This window comes from Plantibacter sp. MCCC 1A11337, assembly GCF_013349365.1.
In the GTDB taxonomy this organism is placed as follows: Bacteria; Actinomycetota; Actinomycetes; order Actinomycetales; family Microbacteriaceae; genus Plantibacter; species Plantibacter flavus_A.
This window is the reverse complement of the sequence record NZ_JABJWX010000005.1, coordinates 163,340-189,500: the sequence shown is the minus strand read 5'-3', so window position 1 is coordinate 189,500 and position 26,161 is coordinate 163,340. Positions and strand designations below refer to the sequence as shown.

The 26,161-nt window shown below is 70.0% G+C and carries 23 protein-coding genes; 9 read left to right on the top strand and 14 right to left on the bottom strand.

Features of this window, described 5'->3' with window-relative positions:
- Positions 1-22: 22 nt before the first annotated feature.
- The 3 genes from HOW07_RS17430 to HOW07_RS17420 all read right to left on the bottom strand — a co-directional run bounded on the left by HOW07_RS17430 (position 23) and on the right by HOW07_RS17420 (position 3,055).
- Positions 23-1,426, bottom strand: coding sequence for an MFS transporter (locus HOW07_RS17430; protein WP_175117995.1), 1,404 nt, complete (start codon positions 1,424-1,426; stop codon positions 23-25).
- Positions 1,427-1,431: 5 nt separating this feature from the next.
- Positions 1,432-1,884: a MarR family winged helix-turn-helix transcriptional regulator gene (locus HOW07_RS17425; RefSeq protein ID WP_229939713.1), complete on the bottom strand. Its 453-nt coding sequence runs from the start codon at positions 1,882-1,884 to the stop codon at positions 1,432-1,434.
- A 112-nt stretch (positions 1,885-1,996) separates the two neighbouring features.
- Positions 1,997-3,055 carry a magnesium and cobalt transport protein CorA gene (locus HOW07_RS17420; RefSeq protein WP_064295772.1) on the bottom strand — a complete coding sequence of 353 codons (1,059 nt, stop codon included), beginning with the start codon at positions 3,053-3,055 and terminating at the stop codon, positions 1,997-1,999.
- 309 nt (positions 3,056-3,364) lie between these two features.
- On the opposite strand from HOW07_RS17420, the gene HOW07_RS17415 reads away from it, so the two are divergent.
- The 4 genes from HOW07_RS17415 (at position 3,365) to HOW07_RS17400 (ending at position 7,503) form a co-directional block, all read left to right on the top strand.
- Positions 3,365-4,249, top strand: coding sequence for an alpha/beta hydrolase (locus tag HOW07_RS17415; protein WP_167620527.1), 885 nt, complete (start codon positions 3,365-3,367; stop codon positions 4,247-4,249).
- Between the two features lie 91 nt (positions 4,250-4,340).
- Complete coding sequence (locus tag HOW07_RS17410) at positions 4,341-5,759, top strand: NAD(P)/FAD-dependent oxidoreductase (protein WP_371743705.1); 1,419 nt, start codon at positions 4,341-4,343, stop codon at positions 5,757-5,759.
- 57 nt (positions 5,760-5,816) lie between these two features.
- Positions 5,817-6,866 carry a biotin/lipoate A/B protein ligase family protein gene (locus HOW07_RS17405; RefSeq protein WP_121292256.1) on the top strand — a complete coding sequence of 350 codons (1,050 nt, stop codon included), beginning with the start codon at positions 5,817-5,819 and terminating at the stop codon, positions 6,864-6,866.
- A 91-nt stretch (positions 6,867-6,957) separates the two neighbouring features.
- Positions 6,958-7,503 (top strand): HEAT repeat domain-containing protein, encoded by a 546-nt coding sequence (locus tag HOW07_RS17400; RefSeq protein ID WP_175117994.1) that lies wholly within the window; start codon positions 6,958-6,960, stop codon positions 7,501-7,503.
- 72 nt (positions 7,504-7,575) lie between these two features.
- Here the strand turns inward: HOW07_RS17400 and HOW07_RS17395 are convergent, their stop codons facing one another.
- Genes HOW07_RS17395 through HOW07_RS17385 form a run of 3 tightly spaced genes read right to left on the bottom strand, consistent with a single transcriptional unit; the run spans position 7,576 to position 9,392 of the window.
- Positions 7,576-8,076: a hypothetical protein gene (locus tag HOW07_RS17395; protein WP_079003533.1), complete on the bottom strand. Its 501-nt coding sequence runs from the start codon at positions 8,074-8,076 to the stop codon at positions 7,576-7,578.
- Positions 8,077-8,117: 41 nt separating this feature from the next.
- Positions 8,118-9,038, bottom strand: coding sequence for a polyphosphate kinase 2 (gene ppk2, locus HOW07_RS17390; RefSeq protein ID WP_079003532.1), 921 nt, complete (start codon positions 9,036-9,038; stop codon positions 8,118-8,120).
- Between the two features lie 60 nt (positions 9,039-9,098).
- Entirely contained in the window at positions 9,099-9,392 is a 294-nt protein-coding gene (locus HOW07_RS17385; protein WP_071260637.1) for a GNAT family N-acetyltransferase, read from the bottom strand.
- Between the two features lie 70 nt (positions 9,393-9,462).
- Here HOW07_RS17385 and HOW07_RS17380 point away from each other — a divergent pair, with 70 nt between their 5' ends.
- A complete protein-coding gene (locus tag HOW07_RS17380; protein ID WP_121292262.1) occupies positions 9,463-10,329 on the top strand; it encodes a site-specific DNA-methyltransferase in 867 nt (288 codons plus the stop codon).
- Positions 10,330-10,407: 78 nt separating this feature from the next.
- On the opposite strand, the gene HOW07_RS17375 is transcribed toward HOW07_RS17380, so the two are convergent.
- The 4 genes from HOW07_RS17375 to HOW07_RS17360 form a co-directional block, all read right to left on the bottom strand.
- Positions 10,408-11,421, bottom strand: a complete 1,014-nt coding sequence (locus tag HOW07_RS17375) for a LacI family DNA-binding transcriptional regulator (RefSeq protein WP_175117993.1) — start codon at positions 11,419-11,421, stop codon at positions 10,408-10,410.
- A gap of 137 nt (positions 11,422-11,558) precedes the next feature.
- Positions 11,559-13,007 (bottom strand): GH1 family beta-glucosidase, encoded by a 1,449-nt coding sequence (locus tag HOW07_RS17370; protein ID WP_175117992.1) that lies wholly within the window; start codon positions 13,005-13,007, stop codon positions 11,559-11,561.
- A gap of 304 nt (positions 13,008-13,311) precedes the next feature.
- Positions 13,312-15,108, bottom strand: a complete 1,797-nt coding sequence (locus HOW07_RS17365) for an MDR family MFS transporter (RefSeq protein WP_175117991.1) — start codon at positions 15,106-15,108, stop codon at positions 13,312-13,314.
- 109 nt (positions 15,109-15,217) lie between these two features.
- Entirely contained in the window at positions 15,218-16,312 is a 1,095-nt protein-coding gene (locus HOW07_RS17360; RefSeq protein ID WP_175117990.1) for an alpha/beta hydrolase, read from the bottom strand.
- An 81-nt stretch (positions 16,313-16,393) separates the two neighbouring features.
- Here HOW07_RS17360 and HOW07_RS17355 point away from each other — a divergent pair, with 81 nt between their 5' ends.
- A complete protein-coding gene (locus tag HOW07_RS17355) occupies positions 16,394-17,245 on the top strand; it encodes a M15 family metallopeptidase (protein ID WP_371743704.1) in 852 nt (283 codons plus the stop codon).
- A gap of 236 nt (positions 17,246-17,481) precedes the next feature.
- Here HOW07_RS17355 and pgm read toward each other — a convergent pair whose 3' ends face one another.
- The 3 genes from pgm to HOW07_RS17340 all read right to left on the bottom strand — a co-directional run bounded on the left by pgm (position 17,482) and on the right by HOW07_RS17340 (position 21,196).
- Complete coding sequence (pgm, locus tag HOW07_RS17350) at positions 17,482-19,101, bottom strand: phosphoglucomutase (alpha-D-glucose-1,6-bisphosphate-dependent) (protein ID WP_175117989.1); 1,620 nt, start codon at positions 19,099-19,101, stop codon at positions 17,482-17,484.
- A 28-nt stretch (positions 19,102-19,129) separates the two neighbouring features.
- On the bottom strand, positions 19,130-19,426 hold the full coding sequence (locus HOW07_RS17345; RefSeq protein WP_175117988.1) for a PIN domain-containing protein: 297 nt from the start codon (positions 19,424-19,426) through the stop codon (positions 19,130-19,132).
- Positions 19,427-19,627: 201 nt separating this feature from the next.
- Positions 19,628-21,196 carry an alpha/beta hydrolase gene (locus HOW07_RS17340; RefSeq protein WP_175117987.1) on the bottom strand — a complete coding sequence of 523 codons (1,569 nt, stop codon included), beginning with the start codon at positions 21,194-21,196 and terminating at the stop codon, positions 19,628-19,630.
- Between the two features lie 289 nt (positions 21,197-21,485).
- Here HOW07_RS17340 and pheA point away from each other — a divergent pair, with 289 nt between their 5' ends.
- Positions 21,486-22,448 (top strand): prephenate dehydratase, encoded by a 963-nt coding sequence (gene pheA, locus HOW07_RS17335; RefSeq protein ID WP_175117986.1) that lies wholly within the window; start codon positions 21,486-21,488, stop codon positions 22,446-22,448.
- Positions 22,449-22,474: 26 nt separating this feature from the next.
- On the opposite strand, the gene HOW07_RS17330 is transcribed toward pheA, so the two are convergent.
- A complete protein-coding gene (locus HOW07_RS17330; RefSeq protein WP_121292278.1) occupies positions 22,475-23,143 on the bottom strand; it encodes a GntR family transcriptional regulator in 669 nt (222 codons plus the stop codon).
- A gap of 93 nt (positions 23,144-23,236) precedes the next feature.
- Here HOW07_RS17330 and HOW07_RS17325 point away from each other — a divergent pair, with 93 nt between their 5' ends.
- The gene (locus HOW07_RS17325; RefSeq protein WP_371743703.1) at positions 23,237-24,526 is read left to right on the top strand and encodes an MFS transporter; all 1,290 of its coding nucleotides are present in this window, start codon (positions 23,237-23,239) and stop codon (positions 24,524-24,526) included.
- Between the two features lie 203 nt (positions 24,527-24,729).
- Positions 24,730-26,070, top strand: coding sequence for an NADP-specific glutamate dehydrogenase (gdhA, locus tag HOW07_RS17320; RefSeq protein ID WP_175118124.1), 1,341 nt, complete (start codon positions 24,730-24,732; stop codon positions 26,068-26,070).
- Positions 26,071-26,161: the final 91 nt, after the last annotated feature.

Genomic DNA, 26,161 nt, shown 5'->3' with positions numbered 1-26,161 from the left:
GCGGGTCGGAGCGGAGGACCGTCTAGCGGCGGGAGCCGGTGAGGGTCGTCGACTCGTCGACCGGTGACGATTCGGGACGCGGCTCGGGCGCCTTCGCGCGCGACTTCGGCTTCGGCAGCGGGATCGGCGAGGTGAGCGCGATCTGCTCCGAGAAGTCCTCCGGCGTGACCGGTGAGACGACCCCGTCGTGGGTGAACTGCAGGCGCCAGCGGGAGTCCGGTGCGACGCGCAGACGGAGGTGATGACGGAACACCCCGTAGGCCAAACCGGTGGCGCAGGCCGCGAACCCGGCGAGAGCGCCCAGGCCGAGCGCCCAGCGCGGCCCGAAGGTGTTCGCCACCCATCCGACGATGGGCGCGCCGATCGGGGTGCCACCCATGAGGATCGCCATGTACAGCGCCATCACCCGGCCACGGACGGCGGCATCGGTGCTCGTCTGCACGAGTCCGTTCGCCGTCGTCAGGAGCGTCACCGTCGAGAAGCCGACGAGGATCAGCACGGCGGCGAACGACCAGTAGCTCGGCATGAACGCGGCCGTGAGCGCAGCGACTCCGAAGAGCCCGGCCGCGCCGACGATCATCCGCATCTGGGCCTGCGCACGCCGCGCCGCGAGGAGCGCGCCGGTCAGGGAACCGATCGCGAGCACCGAGGAGAGGATGCCGTACTCGCCCGCGCCCTTGCCGAACTCGACGGCCATGGTCGAGGCGAAGATCGGGAAGTTCATGCCGAACGCGCCCATGATGAACACGATCACGAAGATCACCATGAGGTCCGGCCGTCCGCGGACGTAGCGGAAGCCCTCGACGAACTGTCCTCTCGCCCGCGGTGCGCGCGGCGCCCGACGGAGTTTGCCGGTGCGCAGGGCCAACAGGGCGCCGATGACGCCGAGGAAGGTGAAGGCGTTCACGACGAACACCCACCCGGAGCCGATCGCGACGATGAGGAGACCGGCGATGGCGGGGCCGACCATGCGCGCCGCGTTGAAGGACGCCGAGTTGAGCGCGACGGCGTTCGACATGTTGTGCTCGTCGACGAGCTCGGAGACGAAGGTCTGGCGGGCCGGGCCGTCGACGGCGTTGATGATGCCGAGGGCCAGCGCGAAGAGGTACATGTGCCACAGCTCGGCGTGACCGAAGATGAGCAGGGCGCCGAGGGCTGCGGCCAGGAGCATGAGGCTCGACTGGGTGAGGATGAGGATCTTCCGCTTGTCGAAGCGGTCGGCGATGAGACCGGTGATCGGCACGAGGACGAGCTGCGGCCCGAACTGCAGGGCCATGGTGGCGCCGACGGCCACGGCGTCGTTGTCGGTGAGGTCGGTCAGCACGACCCAGTTCTGGGTGGTGGCCTGCATCCAGGCGCCGACGTTCGACACGAGTGCGCCGATGAACCAGATGCGGTAGTTGACGCTGGACAGGGAACGGAACATTGCACTCACTGGGTGGCGAGTCTCCTCATGATCTCGGCTGCGCGGGCGAGGGTGTCGCGTTCGTCCGGGGTGAGCGCGCGCAGCTGCTGGGTGATCCACGCGTCGCGTTTCCGGACGGTCTCGGTGACGGTGGTGTGGCCCGCTTCGGTGAGGGCGATGGTGACCTTCCGGCGGTCGGCCGCGTCGGTTTCTCGGGTGACGTACCCGGCCTCTTCGAGGCAGTTGACGGTGCGATTCATGGATGGCGCGGACACGCGGTCGCGTTCGGCCAGTGCCCGCAGGGTTGCGGAGCCCTCTTTGTAGAGCCCTCCGAGGACGGAGAACTGCGGGTCGCTGAGGTCGTCGACCGACTTCTCCCCGCGCAGTCGTCTCGCGAGCCGGAAGGTGCCCATCCGGAGTTCGGACGCCTGCTCGGCGATCGTCAGTGCCCTGGTCTTCGTCGCTGCTCCGCTTGCCACGATCCATTAGCCTAGCTCATTAGCCACCCTAAGTATACCCGCGAACTGTCACAAACCGACAGTGCACGGGGAGCAGGACTGGCAGTTGGTGACAGTTCGCGAGCAGGGGGGGTCAGAGCCAGCGGCGGGCTCGGAAGATGGCGTACAGGGTCCCGGAGAGGACGAGCATCGCTCCGATGGCGACCGGGTAGCCGAACTGCCAGTGCAGCTCCGGCATGTCGTCGAAGTTCATGCCGTAGACGGTGCCGATGAGTGTCGGGGCGAAGAGGATCGCCGCCCAGGAGGAGATCCGCTTGATCTCCTCGTTCTGCGCCAGCGCCGTCTCGCTCATCCGACGCGACTCCTCGTTCTGCGCGAGGCTCGCTTCCGAGAGGCGTCGCATCTCCTCGTTCTGCTGCTGCGTCATGAGCGTCGCGTGCACCGTCAGCGCGTTCCGGAGCAGGTGGCGGAAGGAGTCGACGCGCTCCGCGATCCGGAGGGTGTGGTCGAGCACGTCGCGGAAGCCGTTGCGCAGCTCCTCGTCGAGACCGTACTTGTCGGCACCCTGCAGCAGGCCGTGGAGCATGGCCCGCAGGGGCGTGGTCGCGCGCTGGAACGCGATGACCTGGCGCAGCAGCTCGTAGATGCGACGCGAGACGTCCGCGGCGTCGCCGAAGAGCTCGTCCTCGATCTCGTCGATGTCGTTCTCGAGCCCCGCGACGACCGGACCGTAGCCGTCGACGACCTGGTCGAGCACCGCGTGCAGGACGGCGTCGGGACCGAGTGCGAGGATGTCGGGCCGGGCTTCGAGTCGCCGCCGGACCTGGCCGAGGTCGGGCTTCTCCGCGTGGCGGACCGTGACGACGAACCCGGGTCCGACGAACAGGTGCACCTCGCCGAACTCGACCCGCTCCTCCTCGTCCAGGTAGCGGGCGGGACGCAGCACGACGAACAGCGTGTCGCCGTACCGCTCGAGCTTCGCCCGCTGATGGCCCTTCAAGGCGTCCTCGACGGCGAGCGGATGCAGGTCGAACTCCTGAGCGACGGAGCGGATTTCCGACGGTTCGGGGCGGTACAGACCGATCCAGGCCATGCCGCGCTGTTCGTTGAGGAGCTCGTACGTGGCGTCGAGCGATCGCGGGCTCGCCGAGCGCCGTCCGGTCACGTAGATGCCGTTGTCGATGAGTGCCATGAGGTCTCCGTCCATCGATCGACGGGAACGTGCGGCGGCCGCGCGGGTGCAGGCGATCTCGGTGGATCGCACCCGGGGAGGTGTGAGTGAGGGCGCCTCGGCACCGGCGGTGGCAGCGCCTACCGGGTGAGGGAGGCGGGGCGGCTCGTCGATGCGGTGGCGCGGGTACTGTCACCAGCCATGGCCGCTCACCTCGCTTCCGTCGAAACCTGCCGGCCCGCCGTTCGGGCCTCGTTCACCGTACGCCTGCCCTCCGGGAACCGCAAACGGACTCGCGACGCGGACGGTCCGAGGGCATACGCTGGCGGGATGAGCGAGCAGACCCCGCCACCCGTCGACGACGCGAACCGCCCCGTCGAGCCACGACCGTATGCGACCGAGACGATCGTCGACGACGACGGCGTCACGGTCTACGTCTACCTGTGGGAGGTGCCGAACCCGCGGGCCGTCGTGCACATCGCCCACGGCGCGGGCGAGCACGCCCTCCGGTACGGGCGTCTCGCCGCACGGCTCAACGACGCGGGATACACGGTCGTGGCCGACGACCACCGCGGCCACGGTCGCACGGGCCTCGAGCACCTCGGCCTCGGCAAGCTCGGCCCGCGGACCACCCGGGGCGCGATCGACTCCGTCGCCGCCGTCGGCCGGTACCTGCGGACCCGCTTCCCCGAGTCGCGGCTCGCGTTGCTCGGTCACAGCTGGGGCTCGCTCATGGCGCAGAAGGTCGTCGCCGAACACGATCTGTACGAACTCCTCATCCTCTCCGGCACTTCACTCGCGATGCCCGGCGTCATCAACGCCGGCGACCTCAACAAGCGCTGGCGGAAGACCGGGAAGACCGGTCTCGAGTGGCTCAACCGCGACCCGGCCGCCTGGGCCGCGTTCGCCGCCGACGAGCGCAACTTCGACATCGGCGTGACCCCGGTGTGGAACCCGATCCAGGCGTTCGCCTTCCTCGGTCGCCCGCCGAAGCGCCTGCCGCGCAAGCTGCCCGTGCTGATCCTCGGCGGCTCCGACGATGCCCTCGGCGGCGTCCGCGGCCTGACCCTGCTCCGCGACGCGTACGTCAAGCGCTCGAAGCTGACGGACGTGACGCTCGTCATCTACCCCGAGGCGCGGCACGAGATCTTCAACGAGCTGAACCGCGAGGACGTCGAGCGCGACGTCGTGGAGTGGCTCGACCAGCGCACCTGAGCGGGCGGGTCGCCGGGTATCCGGACCGGTGACAAGCTCAGGGGCCGCGGGGTACAGTCGCGACACCCACACTCGACGCAGAGGAGACCCGGTGACCTCGGACGGACCCACCTACAGCCACCGCAGACGGAACTCGGCCGAGCGCATCGCGCGGTCGCTCGCGGGAGCGAGTACGGTCCCGTACTGGCTCGACAGCCCCGACCGGCCGACGCCGGAGCCCCGACTCGCCGGCCAGGTCACGGCGGATCTGCTGGTCGTCGGCGGCGGCTACTCCGGACTCTGGACGGCCCTCATCGCCAAGGAGGCCGACCCCTCGCGTGACGTCGTGCTCATCGAGGGCAAGGAGGTCGGCTGGGCGGCGAGTGGCCGGAACGGCGGCTTCTTCGAGGAGAGCCTCACCCACGGTGTCGACAACGGCGAGCGCCACTTCGCCGACGAACTGCCGGAGCTCGATCGCCTGGCGGACGAGAACTTCGACGAGTTCGTCGCCACGCTCGACCGCCTCGGGATCGACGCCGAGTTCGAGCACACCGGTGTGCTCACGGTCGCGACCGAGCCGCATCAGGTCGACGCGCTGCGCGAGGTGTCGGGCGACGGTGTCTTCCTCGATCGCGAGGCCGTCCAGGCGCTCGTGCACTCACCCGTCTACCTGGCTGGTCAGCGGGAGTGGAAGAGCACTGCGCTCGTGCACCCGGCGAAGCTCGCCTGGGGTTTGAAGCGCGCCTGCATCGAGCTCGGAGTGCGGGTCTTCGAGCACACCCCGGCGACCCGGCTGCGACGCTCGGGCGACGGCGTCGCGGTGACCACGAAGCAGGGCGGGGTGCAGGCTCGGCACGTCGCGCTCGCCACCAACGGCTTCCCGTCGCTCCTCAAGCGCACGGAGCTCCTGACGATCCCCGTGTACGACTACGTGCTCATGACCGAGCCGCTCTCCCCGGAGCAGCTCGAGAGCATCGGGTGGACCGATCGCTTCGGCATCGCCGACTCGAGTCGCGAGTTCCACTACTCCCGCAGGTCCGCCGACGACCGCATCCTCTACGGCGGCTTCGACGCGGTCTACCACCGGGGTGGCAGGATCCGGCCGGAGCATGATCAGCGCCGCGAGACGTTCGAGACCCTCGCCGACCACTTCTTCACGACCTACCCGCAACTCGACGTCCGGTTCACCCACGCGTGGGGCGGCATGATCGACATGTGTTCGCGGCTCTCGGCGTTCCAGGGCACGGCACTCGGCGGACGCGTCGCCTACAGCGCCGGGTTCACCGGACTCGGGGTCGGCGCCACGCGCTTCGGTGCGAAGGTCATGCTCGATCTGCTGAGTGGCGAGTCGACCGAGTTGACCCGCCTGAAGATGGTCAGGTCCAAGCCGATCCCCATCCCTCCGGAGCCCATCGCGAACCCCGCGATCCAGACCGTCCGCCGTGCGGTCGCCCGTTCCGACGCGAACGAGGGCCGCGACGGCCTGCTCCTGAAGGTCATGGACCGCTTCGGTATCGGCTTCGACTCCTGACCTGATTCGACGCCCCTTCCGGGGAATCCGGACGCCGTCCAGGAATAGGCTGGGGGCATGCATGGTGAGTACAAGGTCCCGGGTGGCAAGCTCGTCGTCGTCGATCTCGAGGTGGTCGACGACCGCATCGCGGACTTCCGCCTCGCGGGTGACTTCTTCCTCGAACCCGACGACGCACTCGCGCTGATCGACCGCGCCGTCACGGGGCTCCCCGCCACCACCGACGCCGCCGGCCTCGCCGCAGCCATCCGCGGCGCCCTGCCCGAGGACGCCGTGCTCCTCGGTTTCACGCCCGAGGCCGTCGCGACGGCGATCCGCCGCTCGCTCGCGAAGGCGACGGGCTGGGGCGACTACGACTGGCAGCTCATCCACGAGGGCTCGGTGTCACCGCAGCTCCACCTCGCGCTCGACGAGGTCCTGACGAACGAGGTCGGCGAGGGCCGCCGCGGTCCGACGCTCCGCATCTGGGAGTGGGACCAGTCGGCGGTCGTCATCGGCAGCTTCCAGTCGCTCAAGAACGAGGTCGACCTCGACAACGCGAAGGCGAACGGCTTCGAGGTCGTCCGCCGCGTCTCCGGCGGTGGCGCGATGATGATGCAGCGCGGTGGCATCATCACCTACTCGCTCTACGTCCCGGCCGAGCTCGTGAACGGCATGACCTTCGCCGACTCCTACGCCTACCTCGACGACTGGGTGCTCGTCGCCCTCCGCTCGCTCGGCATCGAGGCGACGTACCAGCCGCTCAACGACATCACGAGCCCGTCGGGCAAGATCGGCGGTGCCGCGCAGAAGCGACTCGGGAACGGCGCCGTCCTGCACCACGTCACGATGAGCTACGACATGGACGGGGAGCTCATGACCCGGGTGCTCCGCATCGGGCGTGAGAAGCTCAGCGACAAGGGCACGACTTCTGCGGCGAAGCGCGTCGACCCGCTCCGCAGCCAGACCGGGCTCTCGCGGGCCGAGATCATCGACCGCATGAAGGACACCTTCGTCGAGATCACCGGCGCGACCCCCGGCCACGTCACCGATGCCGAGCGCGCCGCCGCCGAGCAGCTCGTCACCGACAAGTTCGCCACCGACGCCTGGCTCACCCGCGTCCCATAGCCTGCCGCAGCCCGCGAACTGTCACCAGTGGCGGGTGTAGGCCTGCATCACCCACCGTTGGTGGCAGCTCGCGGGCTAGGGTGGGGGGACGATGACAGCGCAGAACGAGACACCCGACCCGTCGACCCCCGCCACGCAGGCGTCCCTCGAGCAACGGCTCGCCGACGCGGTGGCCGCCGAGAGCGAGACCCGGGTCGTCGAACGCTGCGTCTCCCTGCTCGCCGGTCGCTACGAGGGTGAGGACTTCCTCCGCGTCGTCGGCGGACACCACGCCGAGGGCATCCTCGGCGGAGCGCCCGCGCTGTACTGGCCCGAGCTCTGGGGCACCCGCGCCCTGCTGCACGTGTGGGACGACTCGGCCACCGCGCCCGTCGTCGGAGCACTCGGCAACCAGGCCTGGCGCGTCCGCGAGATGGCCGCACGCGTCTGCGCCGAGCGCAGCGTCGGTGACGTCGCCTCGATCGCGACGCTGCTGAACGATGACCATGCCCGCGTGCGCGCAGCTGGGGCGCGGGCGCTCGCCGTCGTCGGTGGTGAGGACGCCAAGCCGCTCCTCGAAGCGCTCCTCCGTGACCCCGACCGCGAGGTCCGTCGCGCCGCGCAGCAGTCGGCGAAAGCGCTCGCCGCCCGCCGCTGAGCTCGCGAAGGGGCCCGAGCGGTCGGTCCCGGACGCTCGGCACCAGCCATTCGGGACCCGTCGCGGGCCGGACTAGTGGGTGCCGGCCTCGAGCAGGATGATGACGATCCCGAACAGGGCCGTCGCGACACCGCCGAGGAGACACCACCACCAGCGTGACCCGCGCACCACGAAGGCCGCGCAGCCGAGCACGAAGAGCATCAGCGTGGACACCTGCAGCGCCAGGATCACGGCGTGCTCATGGCTGAGCACACCGGCGATGCCGAACACGAGCGGGATCGTCGGGAGCACGGCGGACAGGAGCATCCCGGACGACTCCTGGAACCCGTGCCTGATCGACGCGCCGAGCGTCACCAGCGCCTCGTGCCGGTCGTCACCGTGGTGCGCGAGGGCGGCCGAGTAGACGTGCGCGAGCCAGAACACGATGAGGGTCAGCGCACTCGTGATGAGCACCTGTTCGACGTCGTCGTCCTCGTACACGCTCGACGCGCCGACGAGGCCGGCGTAGACGACGGTGCCGTAGATCGCGCTCGACGAGGTGAGGCGTCGCAACGGTGACGGTTTCGGCTGCATGATCCAGAGGATAGCGGGCGCTGCGGCCCCGCGTCCCCGGTTCAGTCGCCGACGTTGCGCTCGCCGCGCTCGTAGACCGAGGCGGCGGGCCCGACGATGTTGGTGTCGGGCGTGCCGACGACCTCGTGGTCCTTGTTGTCGTAGTCGAAGCGGTGCAGCACGTGCCGCATCGCCTCGACCCTGGCGCGCTTCTTGTCGTTGCTCTTGACGATCGTCCACGGGGCGTCGGCGGTGTCCGTCGCTTCGAGCATCGCCTCCTTCGCGCGGGTGTAATCGCCCCACTTGTCGAGTGACGCGAGGTCCATCGGGGAGAGCTTCCACTGCCGCACCGGGTCGACCTGCCGGATCGCGAAGCGCGTCCGCTGCTCGTCGGCGGAGACGGAGAACCAGAACTTCACGAGGTCGACGCCGTCGCCGACGAGCATCTGCTCGAACAGCGGTGCCTGGCGCATGAACTCGTCGTACTGCGCCGGGGTGCAGAACCCCATCACGCGTTCGACGCCCGCGCGGTTGTACCAGGACCGGTCGAACAGCACGATCTCGCCGGCGGCCGGCAGGTGCTGGACGTAGCGCTGGAAGTACCACTGCGTGGACTCGCGGGCGGTCGGCTTCTCGAGCGCCACGACACGGGCGCCGCGCGGGTTGAGGTGCTCGGTGAAGCGCTTGATCGTGCCGCCCTTGCCCGCGGCGTCGCGTCCCTCGAACACGACGACCAGCCGACGGTCGTTCGCCTTGATCCAGTTCTGCAGCTTCAGCAGCTCGATCTGGAGCAGCCGTTTGTCGCTCTCGTACTGCTCACGCGACATGCGCTCCGCATACGGGTAGCCCTCGCGCCACGTGTCGACGTGGCTACCCGCGGCGTCGAGCAGGATGGGGTCGTCGTCGTCGACATCGACCACCTGGTAACCGTCGACCTGGTCGAGTGCGGGCGGTGGTGCGTAGTGCGAGACGAGCTGCTGCATGGTCGGGACGCTAGTCCCCGTGCGTGACCGCCAGGTGGCCGGTGGGTGACGCGCTCGTGGCTAGCCGGCGGAGCGGGTGAGGAGGTCCTGACGCTCGGGGTGCGCGTCGAACCACTCGCCCACGTACCAGCACATCGGGACGATCCGACGGTCGCTGTGCTGCTCGACGTCGTCGACCGCGTAGGCGACGAGTTCGCCCGCGTACCCCTTGCCGCGGAACGGCGGCGTGGTGAAGGTGCGGGGGAAGGAGATCGAGTCGCCCGAGATGCGGTAGTCGACGACGCTCACCAGCTGGCCGTCGACATGCATGGTGTAGCGCTGGGCATCGGTCTCGTTGGCGAACTCCGTGGTCATACGCGGTACAACGCGCGGGGTCGGTCGTTCCTTCCCGGGTGTGCAGGCCGCGGGCTGCCAGAATAGGCACATGTCCCTCGCCGCAGCAGCCGATGAAGTGCCGCTGCGATGGACCCCGGACGGCCCCGACCTCGTCCTCCAGGGCGACAACCTCGACGTCGTGGCCCAATTGCCCGACGAGGCGTTCACGCTCATCTATCTCGACCCGCCGTTCAACACCGGCCGCGTGCAGCGTCGCCACTCCTCGACCTCGGTGCGCACCGCTGAGACGGGGGTGAACCGTTTCGCCGGCTTCAAAGGGCAGGCGTACGAGCGCATCCGCGGCGACCTCAGACGCTTCGACGACGCTTTCGACGACTACTGGGGCTTCCTCGAGCCGCGACTCGTCGAGGCCTGGCGCGTCCTGGCCGCCGACGGCACCCTCTACCTCCACCTCGACTACCGCGAGGCGCACTACGCGAAGGTGCTCCTCGACGCCCTCTTCGGCCGGGAGTGCTTCCTCAACGAGATCATCTGGGCCTACGACTACGGCGCGAAGGCGCAGAGCCGCTGGCCGACGAAGCACGACACGATCCTCGTCTACGTGAAGGACCCGAAGGGGTACCACTTCGACAACGCGACCGTCGACCGCGAGCCCTACATGGCGCCCGGGCTCGTCACCGCGGAGAAGGCGGCGCGCGGCAAGCTCCCCACCGACGTCTGGTGGCACACGATCGTGTCGCCGACCGGCCGTGAGAAGACCGGGTACCCGACGCAGAAGCCGGAAGGGATCCTGCGTCGCATCGTGCAGGCGTCCTCCCGCGAGGGCGACTGGGTGCTCGACTTCTTCGCCGGCAGTGGGACGACGGGGGCGGTCGCGAAGGCGCTCGGTCGTCGTTACGTCCTCGTCGACGAGAACCCGCAGGCGATCGAGATCATCCGCTCCCGCCTCTCCTAGCCCGCGAACTGTCAGTTCAGCACAGTCGCTGCGCCCGGGACTGTCGTCTGGTGACCGTTCGCGGGCTGGTGGGGAGGGTCAGACGGAGGCGCGCTGGACGAGGCGGGTCGGCATCATCGTGACGCGCTCGACCGGTTCGCCGGCGAGACGACGGACCAGCACCTTCGCCATCTCGGCACCGAGGTCGATGGGCGACTGCGCGATCGTCGTGAGCGGCGGTGCGGCGGTCTCGCCGTAGCGGTCGTCGTCGTAGCCCACGACGGCGATGTCGCCGGGGATCGTCAGGCCGGCTTCGCGGATGACGGAGTAGGCGCCGGCGGCCATCTGGTCGTTCGCGGCGAAGAGTCCGTCGATGGGCACGCCGCGCGCGAGGAGACGCCGCATCGCGGCAGCGCCGTCGGCCGGGGAGAAGTCGCCCACCTCGACGAGGTCGTGCGGAAGACCCGCGAGCTCGAGCTCCGCACGCCACCCGGCGAGTCGGTCGACCCCACCCGGCATGTCCTGACGGCCCGCGATCGTCGCGATCCGCGTCCGGCCGGCCTCGATGAGGTGACGGGCCGCGGTCCTCGCGCCCTCGACGTTGTCGACGTCGACGTAGGTGCTGTCGACGACGTCGGCACCCATCGGGCGACCGCCGAACACGATCGGGAGCTCCTGGCCGAGCCGCGTGTACGAGTGGTCGCCACTGTGGTGTGACACGACGAGCGCGCCGTCGACGTTGCCGCCGAGCAGGTATCGGCGGGTCTTCTCGGAGTTCGCCTCACTCGCGATGAGGAGGTTGAGTGTGTAGTCGGTCTCCGCCAGCTCGAGGGCCACTCCCTGCACGACCGCCGCGAAGAAGGGGTCCGAGAACACCCGGGCGGTCGACTCCGGGACGACGAGCGCGATGACCTGGGTCCGGCGGGAGGCCAGGGACCGGGCGGCGCGGTTCGGGACGTAGTCGAGCGCGGCGATCGCCTCGTTCACGACCGCGACGACCTCGGCCGTGACCTTCGGCGAGCCGTTGACGACGCGCGACACGGTCGCGCGGGAGACGCCTGCGCGTGCCGCCACCATCTCGAGTGTCGGGGCCCCTTGACCGGACTGCATCATCGTCCCCTTCCGAGCGGGTGAGCGTGCCGAGTGCAGTGTATCGCCGGGCGCCTGGACGTCCGTGGCCGGTGCCGCTCCTCAGGAGGCGACCGGGGTGTCGCGGCCCCTCGATCGCGACACGCCGGAGTGTTCCTGCGTCAGGGAAGCTCCGCCACGGCGGGCACCACACGCGAGGCGGCGATGCGGCGTGCGTACGCCAGCCCGCTGTCCTTGATCGTGCGCTCCTGCGTGTCGTAGTCGACCCGCACGATGCCGAACCGCTTGTCGTAGCCGTAGGCCCACTCGAAGTTGTCGAGCAGCGACCAGACGAAGTAGCCGCGCACGTCGGCGCCGTCGGCGATCGCGAGCTCCACCTGGTCGATGTGGTCCTGGATGAAGGCGTCGCGGTCGACGTCGTGGATGCGGCCGTCCTCCGCGACGACGTCGTCGTAGGCCGCACCGTTCTCGGTCACGTACAGCGGCGGCAGCGTCGGGTACTCGCGGCCGAGCCGGACGAGCAGGGTGCGGAGGCCGGCGGGGTGCACCTCCCAGTCCATCGCGGTGCGCGGGAGTCCGCGGCTCGGGAAGGAGATGTCGGGGGAGGCGAGCCACGGCGAACCGGCCTCGCGCTCGGTCGCGCCGGAGTGGCCGCCGTCGGCGCCGGAGTCGTCGGGGTGACCCGACACGAGGTCGTCGTGGTAGTGGTTGACGCCGAGGAAGTCGATCGGGGCGGAGATGGTCTCGAGGTCGTCGTCGTGGACGAGCGTGTCGAGGCCGAGGCCCTCGAGGTCTTGGGCGACGTCGGCCGGGTACTCGCCGAGGACGATCGGTTCGAGGAAGATGCGGTTCATGATGCCGTCGACGCGGCGGGCGGCGTCGACGTCGGCCGGGTCGGTGGGGTCCGCCGGGATCGCGTTGGTGAGGTTGAGGGTGATGCCGATCTGCTCGGCACCGAGCTCGCGGAGGCGGGTGGTCGCCAGCCCGTGGGCGAGGTGCTGGTGGTGGATGGCGGCGAGCGCGGCGGCCTCGTCGCGGCGACCCGGTGCGTGCACGCCGACCGCATAGCCGAGGAGTGAGGAGCAGAACGGTTCGTTGAAGGTCGTCCAGTGCCGGACGCGGTCGCCGAGCGCGTCGTAGGTCGCCTCGGCGTAGTCGACGAAGCGCAGGGCGGTGTCGCGGTTCGTCCAGCCGCCCTGCTCCTCGAGCGCCTGCGGAAGGTCCCAGTGGTACAGGGTGAGCCAGGGGAGGATGCCGGCGTCGAGGAGCTGGTCGACCAGGCGACTGTAGAAGTCGAGGCCGGCTGGGTTGACGTCGCGGTCGCCCGGCTTGATGCGCGCCCAGCTCGTGGAGAAGCGGTAGGCGTCGAGGCCGAGCTCGGACATGATCGCGATGTCGCCGGCGGTGCGGTGGTAGTGGTCGACGGCGACCTCGAGGTCGTCACCGTTGGCGATCGCTCCGGGCACCCGGGCGAAGGCGTCCCAGATGGAGTCCTCCTTGCCGTCCTCGTGTGCCGCCCCCTCGACCTGGGCGGCCGCGGTGGCGGAACCCCAGAGGAACGGCGGCGGGATCAGGGCCGGGCGGGTGGTGGGCTGGGGGGCGTGCGTCATCGAAGCTCCTCGTGGCTGGGTGCACGCCCATGCTATCGCCTGCTGAGAGCGCTCTCATGTCGGTCTCGCGTGTGGGTGGGGTGTGGCGCCAGCGCGGTGCGCTGACGCGAGCGCGGGTCTACGGAGTGAGCGCGCCCCTCCAGAGGGGCGCGCTCACGTGCTGGGGCCGCGGTGACGCCGATTCGACAGCGCTCACGTCAGCGCGCCGCGCTGACACCCGGATGCCCCCGCCAGCGCGGTGCGCTGGCGGCGGTCAGCCCGCGGTCACGTCAGCGCGGTGCGCTGGCAAACCGACGAACGACGGTCAGTGACGGGTGGAGGGATCGACGACGCGGTTGCTCGCGGTGTCGGGTGACAGCTGCGACCCCGCCAGCTCGGCGGCACGCTGGGCGGCGAGCGACAACTCGTCCTCGGCGTCCTCCGCAGCCTGGGCATCGGTGCGCTCCTGCAGCGCCGACTTCGCCCGCAGCGGCGGCGCCTTGAGGAACCAGCTCAGCACGAACGCGACGGCGACCACCGCGAAGCTCACCCAGAACACGGTCACGGTCGCATCCGCGAACCCCGTGAGGAACGGCGCGGCCAGGTCGTGGTTCGCACCGACGAGGAACGAGGTGTCGCCGTCGAGCGCGGAACCGGCCGAGCCGCTGTTCTCCTGCGCACGCTGCAGCACCTTGAGGATGCCCTCGTTCGCCGGGTCCGACAGCACGGCCGGGTCCTGCGCCGCAGCCCGGACCCGCTCGCTGAGCGTCGGGTCGGCGAACGCCGCCGCGATGGTCGTCGGGATCCGCGTGTAGAGCACGGAGAAGATCACGGCCGTGCCCAACGTTCCACCGATCTGGCGGAAGAAGGTCGACGAGCTCGTCGCCACCCCGATGTCGCGTGCCTCGACGGCGTTCTGGCTCGCGATCGTCAGCGTCTGCATCAGCTGGCCGAGTCCGAGGCCGACGAGCAGCATGCCGCCCATCATCCACCAGACGGGCTTGTCGGCCGTCGCGAAGCTGAAGTAGAAGAAGCCGCTCAGGAGCAGGAAGGTACCGACGATCGGGAACGCCTTGTACTTGCCGGTCCGGGCGATGATCTGGCCGCTCGCGATCGACGAGATCATGAGGCCGAGGATCATCGGCAGCATCAGCAGACCGGACTCGGTCGGCGTCGCGCCCTCGACGAGTTGCAGGAACAGCGGCACCGTCATCATGGCGCCGAACATGCCGAACCCGACGAGCACACCGAGGATCGTGGCGACCCGGAAGGTCGAGTTCTTGAAGAGCTTCAACGGGATGAGTGCGTCGTCGCCCATCGCCCGTTCGACGAGGATGAACCCGACGATGCCGGCGACCCCGATGGCGTAGCAGGCGATGGACCCGGCCGAAGCCCAGCCCCAGATGCGGCCCTGCTCGGCGACGAGCAGCAGGGGCACGACGGCGAGGACGACCGTTGCGGCACCCCACCAGTCGATGCGGACGCTGTGGCGGGTGTGCGGGATGTGCAGGAAGCGGAGGACGATCGCGAGCGCGATGACGCCGATCGGCAGGTTGATGAGGAACACCCAGCGCCAACCGGTGATGAACAGCAGCTCGGGGGCACCGGCGAACAGGCCGCCGATGAGCGGGCCGATGACGCTCGAGACACCGAAGACCGCGAGGAAGTACCCCTGGTACTTGGCGCGCTCGCGCGGGGCGAGCATGTCGCCCATGATCGTCAGCGGCAGGGCCATGAGGCCACCGGCGCCGAGGCCCTGGATGGCACGGAAGATCGCCAGCTCGTACATCGAACCGGACATGCCGGCGAGCAGTGAGCCGATGAGGAAGATCGAGATCGCGATGATGAACAGCGGGCGGCGGCCGAAGATGTCGGACAGCTTGCCGTAGATCGGCGTCGAGACGGTCGAGGTGATCAGGTACGCGGTGGTGACCCACGCCTGGAGGGCCATGCCGTCGAGATCGTCGGCGATCGTGCGCATCGAGGTGCCGACGATGGTCTGGTCGAGTGCGGAGAGGAACATCCCGGCCATGAGGCCGAAGATGATGAAGAGGATCTGCCGGTGGCTGAGGACGGGGGCGGATCCCGACGGCTCGGTCGAGGCGGGGGAACTGGATGACATGCGGTCTCGTTCGACTCTGGGCGCGCCGGTCTGCAGGCGCACCGACGTTGGGGATTTTGCGTAGTGTGCAAACTTACACCCGGCGCAAGTTCCGCGGCAACCGCTTCGGTCAGGGCGCGGTGGTCGGCGCTGCGTCGAGGTCCGCGTCGAGCGCCGCGAGGTAGTCCAGGGTGGCGGTGAGTGCCACGTGGGCGTCGTCGAGGTCGAGGTGGAACTGGTACTCGTGGGGGAGCGCCGGCTCGTGGTCCGCGGCCCAGAAGAGCTTCGTGACGTCGACGCCGGCGTCCTCGAGGGCACTGCTCATCGGGACCGACTGCAGCCAGGTGAGCGCGTCGCCGTTCCCACCGGTGATGAAGGTCGGCGGGAAGTCGGCGGTGACGAAGTCGATCGTCGACATGAGCGCGCCGGTCGACGTCTCCGACCAGTCCTTCGTGCCGGCGTAGGCCCAGAGGGCGGTCTGGAGGCCCCAGGCGCCGATGCCGTCGAGCTCGGCCATCGACGGCAGGTCGTAGACCCCGCAGTTGAGGATCGTCCCGACGAGCTGGTCCGCAGCGATGCCAGGGGTCATGCCCGACAGCGTCGCGTAGTCGGGGTTGGTCGTGAGGACGGCGAGCTGGCTGGCGAGCTGCGATCCCGCTGAGTCGCCCGCGAGCACCAGGCGGTCCGGGTTCCCGTTCCACTCGGCGGCGTGCTCCGAGATGTACGCGAGGGCGTCGTTGAGCTGATTCACGGCCGTCGGATAGACGGCCTCGGGAGCGATCGTGTAGTTGACCGCGATCGTCGTGTACCCTTCGGCCGCGAGGATGCGGAGGTAGGGCTCGACGTTGCCCTTCTCGCCGGAGATCCAGGCGCCGCCGTGGATCCAGACGATCGTGGTGAGCGGTTCGGTGCCGTCCGCCGGGGTGAAGACGTCGAGGGTGGTGTCCACCTGTGGTCGGCCGCCGCTCGGTGCCGCGTACGCGATGTCGCGGAACTCCGTGAGCTTCGTGTCGGGGACGTACGGCTCCATCTCGGCGACCGTCGCAGCACCGCCGCGTTCGAACACCGAGCGGATGAGGAGCGCGGACGGCCACGGGGTGATGGCCGCGACGACCGCGACGACGAGGCCGAGACCGATCACGACGGCGGCCGCGGTCAGGAGCCGACGGAACCGCGGGCGCTTCCGGTGCGTCGGCGCGTGGTGTGCTGGCGTCCCTGCGGTCATGGTCGGGCCCCTCGTCCGGTGTGCAAGCCTGTCGACAGTGTGGCAGAGGCGCATGCGCCGTGTCGCGGTTAGGCTCGACGTGTGACCGCAGCCCACCAGCCCTCCCACCGACGCCCGGTTTCGCGGCGCGTCCGACGCAACCGCGTGATCGCGTTGAGCGTCCTGGCCGCCGCGCTCGCGATCCTGCTGGTGGTGCTCGTCGTGAACATCGCCGGCGGCGCCACGCCCACTCCGGCCGCCGCCACGAAGACACCGACTGCGACCCCGTCCGTCACCCCGACGCCGACCCTCACGCCGACGCCGACGGAGACGGTTCCGGTCGCGCCGCCTGCCCCGCCGGCGTTCGACAAGGCCGCCTACTCGATCGACGACCCGCTGAGCCCGTGGGTGGTCGTCAACAAGACCCGGCCGCTGAACCCGGTCGACTACACGCCACCGGACCTCGTGTCCGTCCCCGTCGCCCACACCTGGGACCCGCTGCTGCGTGCCGAGGCCGCCGCCGCGATCGTGCAGCTGTTCGACACCGCTTCAGCCGAGGCCGGCCTGTCGCTCGCTTCGAACAGCGCGTATCGCAGCTACTCGAGCCAGGTGTCGGTATACGACAGTGAACCCGACGACTCGACGACCGCACGCCCCGGGTACAGCGAGCACCAGACCGGCTGGACGATGGACATCGGTGCCGAGAGCGGCAACTGCTCGCTCAACACCTGCTTCGGCGACACGGCGGAGGGGCAGTGGCTCGCCGCGAACGCCTACCGCTTCGGGTTCCTCCTGCGGTACCCGGCCGACAAGGTCGACGTCACCGGCTTCTCGTTCGAGCCGTGGCACTACCGCTACATCGGCGTGCCGCTCGCGACCGAGATGCACAACACGGGCGTGACGACGCTCGAGGAGTTCTTCGGGCTCCCGGCGGCTCCCGGATACCTGAACTAGCCCTTCGACAGGCTCAGGGACCGGGCGTCGGCTCAGGGACCGGGCGTCGGCTCAGGGACCGGGCGTCGGTTCAGGGACCGGGCGTCGGTTCAGGGACCGGGCGTCGGTTCAGGGACCGGGCGTCCGCTCAGGGACCGGGGTAGCGTCAGGGAAGACCGGTCACTGAGCCTGTCGAAGTGCGCCCTTCGACAGGCTCAGGAACCGCCCTTCGACAGGCTCAGGAACCAGGAGATGAGCTAGGCGCCGAGGGCGGCGTCGACGATCTGCTTCGCCTCCGCCTGGACGAGCTTGAGGTGCTCCGCGCCCTTGAACGACTCGGCGTAGATCTTGTAGACGTCCTCGGTGCCGGATGGACGCGCGGCGAACCACGCGTGCTCGGTCACGACCTTGACGCCGCCGATGGCCGCATCGTTGCCCGGCGCGTGGCTGAGCTTCGCGACGATCGGGTCGCCGGCGAGCTCGGTCGCCGTGATGGCGTCGCCGTCGAGCTTGCCGAGCCGCGCCTTCTGTTCCTTCGAGGCTGCGGCGTCGACACGCTCGTACACGGGGTCGCCGAAGCGCTCGGTCAGTTCGCGGTAGAGCACCGAGGGGGTCTTGCCCGTCACGGCGAGGATCTCCGCGGCGAGCAGGCAGAGGAGGATGCCGTCCTTGTCGGTGGTCCACACCGAGCCGTCGAAGCGGAGGAAGCTCGCGCCGGCGCTCTCCTCGCCACCGAAGCCGACCGAACCGTCGACGAGACCGGGGACGAACCATTTGAAGCCGACCGGGACCTCCCAGAGGCGGCGTCCGAGGGACTCGGCCACGCGGTCGACGACCGACGACGACACGAGGGTCTTGCCCACGGCGGCGTCGTCGCGCCAGCCCGGCCGGTTCGCGTAGAGGTAGTCGATCGCGACGGCGAGGTAGTGGTTGGGGTTCATGAGCCCGGCGTCGGGAGTGACGATGCCGTGGCGGTCGGCGTCGGCGTCGTTGCCGGTGAGGAGGTCGAACTCGTCGCGTCGTGCGACGAGCGCCGCCATGGCGGAGGGCGACGACGGGTCCATGCGGATCTTGCCGTCCCAGTCGAGCGTCATGAACGCCCAGGCCGGGTCGACGTGCGGGTTCACGACGGTGAGGTCGATCTCGTAACGGTCGGCGATCGCCTGCCAGTAGTGGACGCTCGCACCGCCGAGGGGGTCGGCGCCGATGCGGATCCCGCTGCGCTTGATGGCGTCGAGGTTGATGATGTGCTTCAGGTCGTCGACGTAGTTGCCGCGGAAGTCGTACGTCTCGACGGCGGACGGTTCCGCCATCTTGACGTCGTGCACCCCACCGGCGATGAGCTCGTTGGCGCGGTTCGCGATCCAGGAGGTCGCGTCGGAGTCGGCAGGTCCGCCGTGCGGGGGGTTGTACTTGAAGCCGCCGTCGGCCGGCGGGTTGTGGCTGGGCGTGACGACGATGCCGTCCGCCTGGTCGCCGTTGCCCTCGGCGTTGTACTTGAGGATCGCGTGGCTGAGCGCGGGGGTCGGGACGAAGTCGTCGAACTCGTCCACCAGGACGCGCACACCGTTGGCGACCAGGACCTCGAGCGCCGTCGTCTGTGCCGGCCCACTGAGCGCGTGGGTGTCGGATCCGATGAAGAGCGGCCCGGTGATCCCCTGGCTCGTGCGGTACTCGACGATCGCCTGCGTGGTCGCGGCGATGTGGTCCTGGTTGAACGCGGTGTTCAGCGAGGAGCCGCGGTGGCCGGAGGTGCCGAACACCACCCGCTGCTCGGGGATCGAGACGTCCGGCTTCAGTGTGTAGTAGGCGTCGATGAGCGACGGGACGTCGATCAGATCTGCTTCGGTGGCGGGGGTACCTGCGCGATCGTTCATCGCACCAGTCTGGCAGGAACGACCGATGTCAGGAAGGCGCTTGACCCGTGGCGAGTGGCGATTCCCACCGGAGGTCCGGGAAGCGCACGAAGTCGCCATCGAGCGTCACGAAGGTCGCCCGGTGTTCGATCGCGAGTGCGGCGTGGGCCGCGTCCGAGACGAGGTTGCCTCGGGCCTCGACCGCTGCACAGAGCGAGGTGAAGACCGTCCAGAACGACGGGCCAGGGCGGACCACCTGTACCCCGGGCTCGTCGCGGAGTCGCTGCATCTGGTCCAGCGCGACGGAGATCGGAGTGAGATCGACGAAGATCCGACGCTGGGTCACGATCCGGATCTACCCCGCGAGCACGGCTTCGCTGACGCCCAGGGGCTCTCTCGATCGGACGGCATCTTCCAACCAGGTTGCGAGCCGACGAAGGCGTATGTCGGTATGTCAACGACGCTACCTTCTCCCATCGGCGCAGGGGTGAGCCGAAACGGATCTGTGGAGTGGGCGTTGCTCCAGGTACCTGTGGAGGGCCGTCGACTAGTGCGTGGCGAGGACCGCCGCGGCCGAGGCGGAAGCGGAGGTGGTCGTGGAGGAGCTCGTCGTGGATGCGCCCGCCCCGACGCCCGCGGCATCCGGCACGGAGCCGCGCTGGTGGGACGACCCGGGCGTCGTCAGATCGGCGACCGCGGACGCCCGACCCGTGACGATGCGCTGGATCGCGTACAGGCTCTCGGTCGCCGGCCCGAGGTACTTCCCCCGGTCGTCGGCGTTGCTCGACCCGACCGCGTTGTGCCCGTCGACGGCGCCGAGGTGGTCGCCGTCGCCGAGCGTCAGGCCGTCGGAGCCGAAGGTGGTCGCGCCCCAGGAGCTCACCGCCGGATCGGCTCGACCGGACAGGAACTGGCCGAGACCGGCGAGGGTGTCGGCGCTCGCCTGGGAGGCGTACACGCGGCCGGCCGGGACGTGCAGATCCTCGATCCCGATCTCCGTCGGGATGCCGGCCGAGCCGAGCATGACGAAGTCGTCGACGTGGTAGTCGCCGGACGCCAACGCCAGCGAGGCCGTCGCCGTGCCGTAGGAGTGCGCCACGACGCTCAACTGGGAGACGATGCCGCGCGCGGAACGGACGGCGTCGTATCCGGCGAGCACTCCGGCGAGCAGGGGTGCCCCTTCGACCGCCCGGTCGTTCGACGGCACCTCGAGCGCGCTCGGGCTGTGTCCGCCGATCCAGAGGATGACCGCGCTGTCGGCTGCGGCGCTCTGGATGCGCTTCGCCCCGCGCAGGTAGTCGTCGAGTTCGAGGGCGCTGCTGTTCATCCCGGGGACGAACACCGTGACGTAGGCGGCGGTGTCCACGTCTCCCACGGCGACAGCGACCCGCGGGGGTCCGGAGCCGCCCGCCTGCAAGGTGATGAGGTACTCCGGCTGGGGGCGGGCGGCGATCGCGTCCGGCGAGTACCGGTCGACGAGCAGCTTGATCGCGTCCAGCCGCGACAGGGTCGTGGCGAGCGCCGCCGAGTCCGCCTGCCCGTCGACCTGGTCGCTGCTCACCGTCAGCGAGCGGTAGCTCGCCTCGGTGTCGGCGAGGAGGCCGGCGAGGCGGGAGACGTTGGCCGTCGCCCGGTCCGTGTAGGCGACGCCCTCGAGGTTGCCGATGACCGCCGGGTAACCGGTGATGAGCAGTGCGCGGTAGCCGGGAGCGAGCTCGGTCCACAGCTGTGCGACCTGCGATGAGGACATCGTCGTGAGGGCCGTCGCCGCCGCAGCGAGGTCGCCGGCGTAGGCGGTGGTGAAGGCGGCGGCCGTCATCGTCGGGACGGAGGAGGCCGCCGGTGCGAAGTCGGCGGCGGAGATCGCGGTCGCGCCGGCGGTCGAGGTCTGCGTCACCGTGACGACGCCGGCCAGGATCGCGGCGATCGCGACGGTCATGACGAGCGACTTGACGAGTGTCGCTCGGGCGGCCGAGATCGGCCGGTGCACCCAGGCCGGCAGCGACAACGACGGGAGGTTCCAGGAGGAGCCGAGGCTGAACACGGCCTCGCCGCCGCTCGCCAGGTTCAGCCGGGGAGTGGACCGCGGGGCGGCGTCGGTGAAGACACTCGTCACGTCACTCCTGTTCCTGTCTCAGCCCGTCGGGTGGCGCCTCGCGCGACATGGGTCACGCATCGAGATCGGGGAGACGAACGGCCGTGAACTCGCTTCCCGAGACGAGCGGCAGCGCTCAATACACCCTTGTATCCATTGTGACGGGTATTGGCGTGATTTGAATAGCTCAAAACGGGGGGTATCGGGGCCGAAACGGCCCGATCTTCCTGGAAATCACCCGAATGTGACCTGGATGGGAGTCAACGGCCGTTCCAGAGCGTGTCGCAAAGCACACGGTACGCTCGGAGGCATGCCAGCCGCACCCGCCGACGACGCCCTCCGGAGCTACAGTTTCCTCGGTCCGAGCGGGACCTTCACCGAGGTGGCGCTCGGCCAGGTCGAGGAGGCCAAGGGTCAGATCTGGAAGCCCGTGTCGAACGTCGGCGAGGCGCTCGGCGACGTCCTCGAGGGCCGCAGCACTGCCGCGGTCATCGCCATCGAGAACTCGGTCGACGGGGGCGTGTCCGTGGCGCAGGATGCACTCGCCACGATGCCCGGTCTCCGCATCGTCGGCGAAGTGCTCGTGCCGGTGAACTTCGTACTCGTCGCCCGCCCCGGAACCCGCCTCGAGGACGTCGCGGTCGTCAACGCGCACCCCGTCGCCTACGGGCAGTGCCACCTCTGGCTCGACGCCAAGCTGCCCTCGCACGGACACATCCCGGCGTCGAGCAACGTCGCCGCCGCAGCCTCCCTGCTCGACGGCACCTCGACCGCCGACGCCGCGGTCGCCCCGCCCGGCATCGTGAACCACTACGACCTCGACCTCCTCGCGGAGAACATCGGCGACAACCCGAACGCCGTGACCCGCTTCGTCGTCGTCAGTCGCTCACGGGAGATCCCGGCCAGGACGGGCGCCGACAAGACGAGCCTCATCGTCGAGTTGCCGAACGACGAGTCCGGCTCGCTGCTCGGCATGCTCGAGCAGTTCTCCACGCGAGGTGTGAACCTGAGTCTCATCGAGTCCCGGCCCATCGGCGACGCGCTCGGCCGCTACCGCTTCGTGATCGACGCCCTCGGTCACATCGAGGACGAGCGGATGGCCGACGCCCTGCTCGGGCTCCGGCGGTTCAGCCCGAACGTGATCTTCCTGGGCTCGTACCCGAGCGCCGACCGCACCGCCGTCGACTACCACTCGCGCTACAACGACGAGGTGTTCATCGAGGCCCGTGACTGGTTGCGCGGGCTGCTGTCGGCGGAGCCGCTCGACGACTGAGCCGCCGTGGCGGTCGGGTGTCGCGTTCAGCTGACGATGTCGACACCGTGACCGCGGAGGCGCCGCTGGTCGGCGGTGAGCGATGCGATGAGCCGCTCGTTCGTCCCGCGGATGTGGCGCGCGACGAGGTCCGCCGCGCGCTCGGGGTCGCGCGCCGCGACCGCATCGAGGATGGCGCGGTGCTCCGTGGCGGCCTGCTCTCGGGCCTCAGGCGTCCGCACCTCGAGCCAACGGGTGCGGGCGAGCCGGACCATCGCGCCGCGCACCCCTTCGGCGAGCAGGTGGTTCGCGGACAGCGCCGCGAGCTCCTCGTGGAAGTCGCCGCCGACGCGGAGGACCGTGTGCTCGTCGTCGGGGCGGGGCTCGTCGAGGAGGGTGCGGATCGTGGCGAGCTGCGCTTCGGTCGCGCGTTCGGCGGCGAGCCGGACGCCGGCGGTCTCGAGCGCCTCACGGACCTCGGCGATGAGCCCGATCTCCTCGAGGTCGATGGGTGACACGATCCAGCCGCGGCCGTCCCGACGCGCCAGACCCTCGGCCTCGAGCCGGGTGAGTGCGGCGCGCACGGGCGTCCGTGACGCCGCGAACCGTTGCTCGAGCCCGCGCTCGGTGAGCGGCTGCCCGGGCGCGAGGTCGAGGGTCAGGATCGCCCCGCGGAGGCGCTCGTAGAGCTGCGTGGTCTGCGTCGGACTACTCATGCGTGTTCCCGATCCGGCCGGTGACAATTGGTATACCAAAATGGTGTACCGTCATGCTAGCAGCGGGAGACACCCACCGCAGGAAGCGGCACGATGACCGGATCGACACCAGCCCCCGAGGCCCCGGCGACCGCTCGCGGGGCGCGTCCACCGATGCCGAACGCCGGTCGGGCCTGGACCGTCCTCGGGCTCGGTGTCGCCGCGCAGACCGCCGGCACGCTCTTCGTCAGCACCCCGGCGTTCCTCATCCCGCTCCTGCACGCCGAGCGGGGCATGTCGCTCGGCGAGGCCGGCGTCCTGGCCGCCGCCCCCACCCTCGGCATGGTGCTGACGCTCATCGCCTGGGGCTGGCTGGCCGACCGTGTCGGCGAGCGCATCGTCATCGCCGGCGGCCTCGCCCTCACCGCTCTGGCCGCTGCCGGGGCGATCGCCGCGGACGGCCTCATCCCGTCGCTCGGCTACGGTCCGCTCGGCATCCTGCTCCTGCTCGGCGGCGCCGCCTCCGCGAGCACGAACTCGGCGAGCGGCCGGATCGTCGTCGGCTGGTTTCCGAAGGACCGACGCGGTCTCGCGATGGGGATCCGCCAGATGTCTCAGCCCCTCGGCGTCACGGCGGCCGCGGTGACGGTGCCGTCCGTGGCGGCGGCGTCGGGCATCTCCGCCGCCCTCGTGATCTCGCTCGTCGCGACGGGTGTCCTCGCCGTGGCCTGCACGATCGGACTCCGGAATCCGCCACGGACCGCCGTGCCGAAGCCGGTCCCGACGGAGACGACGCCGAACCCCGTGGCCGCGCGACCCCGCAACCCCTACCGAGGCGACGGCTTCCTCTGGCGCATCCACGCCGTGTCGATCCTGCTCGTGGTGCCGCAGTTCACCCTCACGACCTTCGCGCTCGTCTGGCTCGTCGCCGATCAGGGCTGGAACGCGCTCGCGGCGGGCGTCCTCGTCGGTGTCGCGCAGTTCGTCGGAGCGATCGGTCGGATCGGCGTCGGGGTGTTGAGCGACCGCCTCGGCAGCCGGGTGCGGCCGCTGCGCTGGGTGGCGGTGTCGGCGGTCGTCGTCATGCTGCTCCTCGCCGGTGTCGGGCTGCTGCAGTGGCCGGTGGCGGTCGCCGTCGCGCTCGTCGTCGCCAGTGCGGTGACGGTCGCCGACAACGGGCTCGCCTTCACCTCGGTCGCGGAGATGGCAGGCCCCACCTGGGCGGGGCGGGCGCTGGGAGCGCAGAACACCGGCCAGTTCATCGCCGCGTCGGTCGTCGGCCCGGCGGTCGGCGCGCTCATCGGCCTGGTGGGCTATCCGCTCGCCTTCCTCGCGATCGCGGTGCTCCCGGCCCTCGCGATCCCGATCATCCCGAGCGAGGCCGCGGAGCGCGACCACCTCTAGGCCGTCGTCCCACCGGTCCGGTCGGCTCGTCTAGTCGACGTTTGACGGATATCTATCGCGGCTGCCAGGCTTGCCGAGGCCCCACGACGGCCCGTGTACCTCCCCGCCGGCGAGTCGCGCTCCACTGCCCCCGACCACCGTCGAACGACAGCCGGAGACGCCTGGTCGGCCGATCAGAAAGCACCACAGTGACCGGCACCACCATGTCCACCGACCCCGTCCACGCCGTCGCGGAGGCCGCAATGCGGCGCAACGCGGGCGAACCCGAGTTCCACCAGGCGCTCCTCGAAGTCCTCGAGTCCATCCGCCCGGCGCTCGACGAACACCCGGAGTACCTCGAGGCGGGCATCCTCGAACGTCTCGTCGAACCCGAGCGGCAGGTCGTGTTCCGCGTGCCGTGGACCGACGACCGCAACCGGGTGCAGGTGAACCGCGGCTTCCGCGTCCAGTTCAACTCGGCGCTCGGCCCGTACAAGGGCGGGTTGCGCTTCCACCCGAGCGTGAACCTGTCGATCGTGAAGTTCCTCGGGTTCGAGCAGATCTTCAAGAACGCCCTCACAGCGCAGGGCATCGGCGGCGCGAAGGGCGGGAGCGACTTCGACCCGCACGGGCGATCGGACGCCGAGATCATGCGCTTCTGCCAGAGCTTCATGAACGAGCTCTACCGCCACCTCGGCGAGCACACCGACGTCCCGGCCGGTGACATCGGCGTCGGCGCGCGCGAGATCGGCTTCCTCTTCGGCCAGTACCGGAAGATCACCAACCGTCACGAGTCGGGCATGTTCACCGGCAAGGGCGTCGGCTGGGGCGGCGCCGAGGTGCGCACCGAGGCGACCGGGTACGGGACGGTGTTCTTCGTGGACGAGATGCTCGCCGTCGACGGCCGCGGGGTCGAAGGCAAGCGCGTCATCGTGTCGGGCTCCGGGAACGTCGCGACGTATGCGATCGAGAAGGTCCACCAGCTCGGTGGTACCGCCGTCACGGCGTCGGACTCCTCCGGGTACGTGGTCGACGACGCCGGCATCGACCTCGAGCTCCTCAAGCAGATCAAGGAGGTCGAGCGCGGCCGGATCTCCGAGTACGCCGCCCGCCGCCAGGGCGCCCACTTCGTCGCCGGCGGCAGCGTCTGGGACGTCCCAGGGGAGATCGCGCTGCCGAGCGCGACGCAGAACGAGCTGCACGAACGCGACGCGATCGCCCTCGTGAAGCACGGCGTCATCGCGGTCGCGGAGGGCGCGAACATGCCGTCGACGCCCGAGGCCGTGCGGGTGTTCCAGCAGGCCGGCGTCCTCTTCGGCCCGGGGAAGGCGGCGAACGCCGGTGGCGTGGCGACCTCGGCGCTCGAGATGAGCCAGAACGCGGCCCGGCAGCGGTGGTCCTTCGACGACAGCGAGGTGAAACTGCGCGGCATCATGCACGGCGTGCACCGCGCCGCTTATGAGGCCGCCGAACGGTACGGCCGGCCGGGCGACTACGTCGTCGGCGCGAACACCGCCGCGTTCGTGAAGGTAGCGGACGCGATGCTCGCCCAGGGCGTCATCTAGCCCAGCTCTGTCCCCGACTCAGGAGTCCTGCGGCGCGTCGACCGCTGACGGGCCCGGCGCGCCGCACACCTCCTGAGTCGGGGACGCGGAA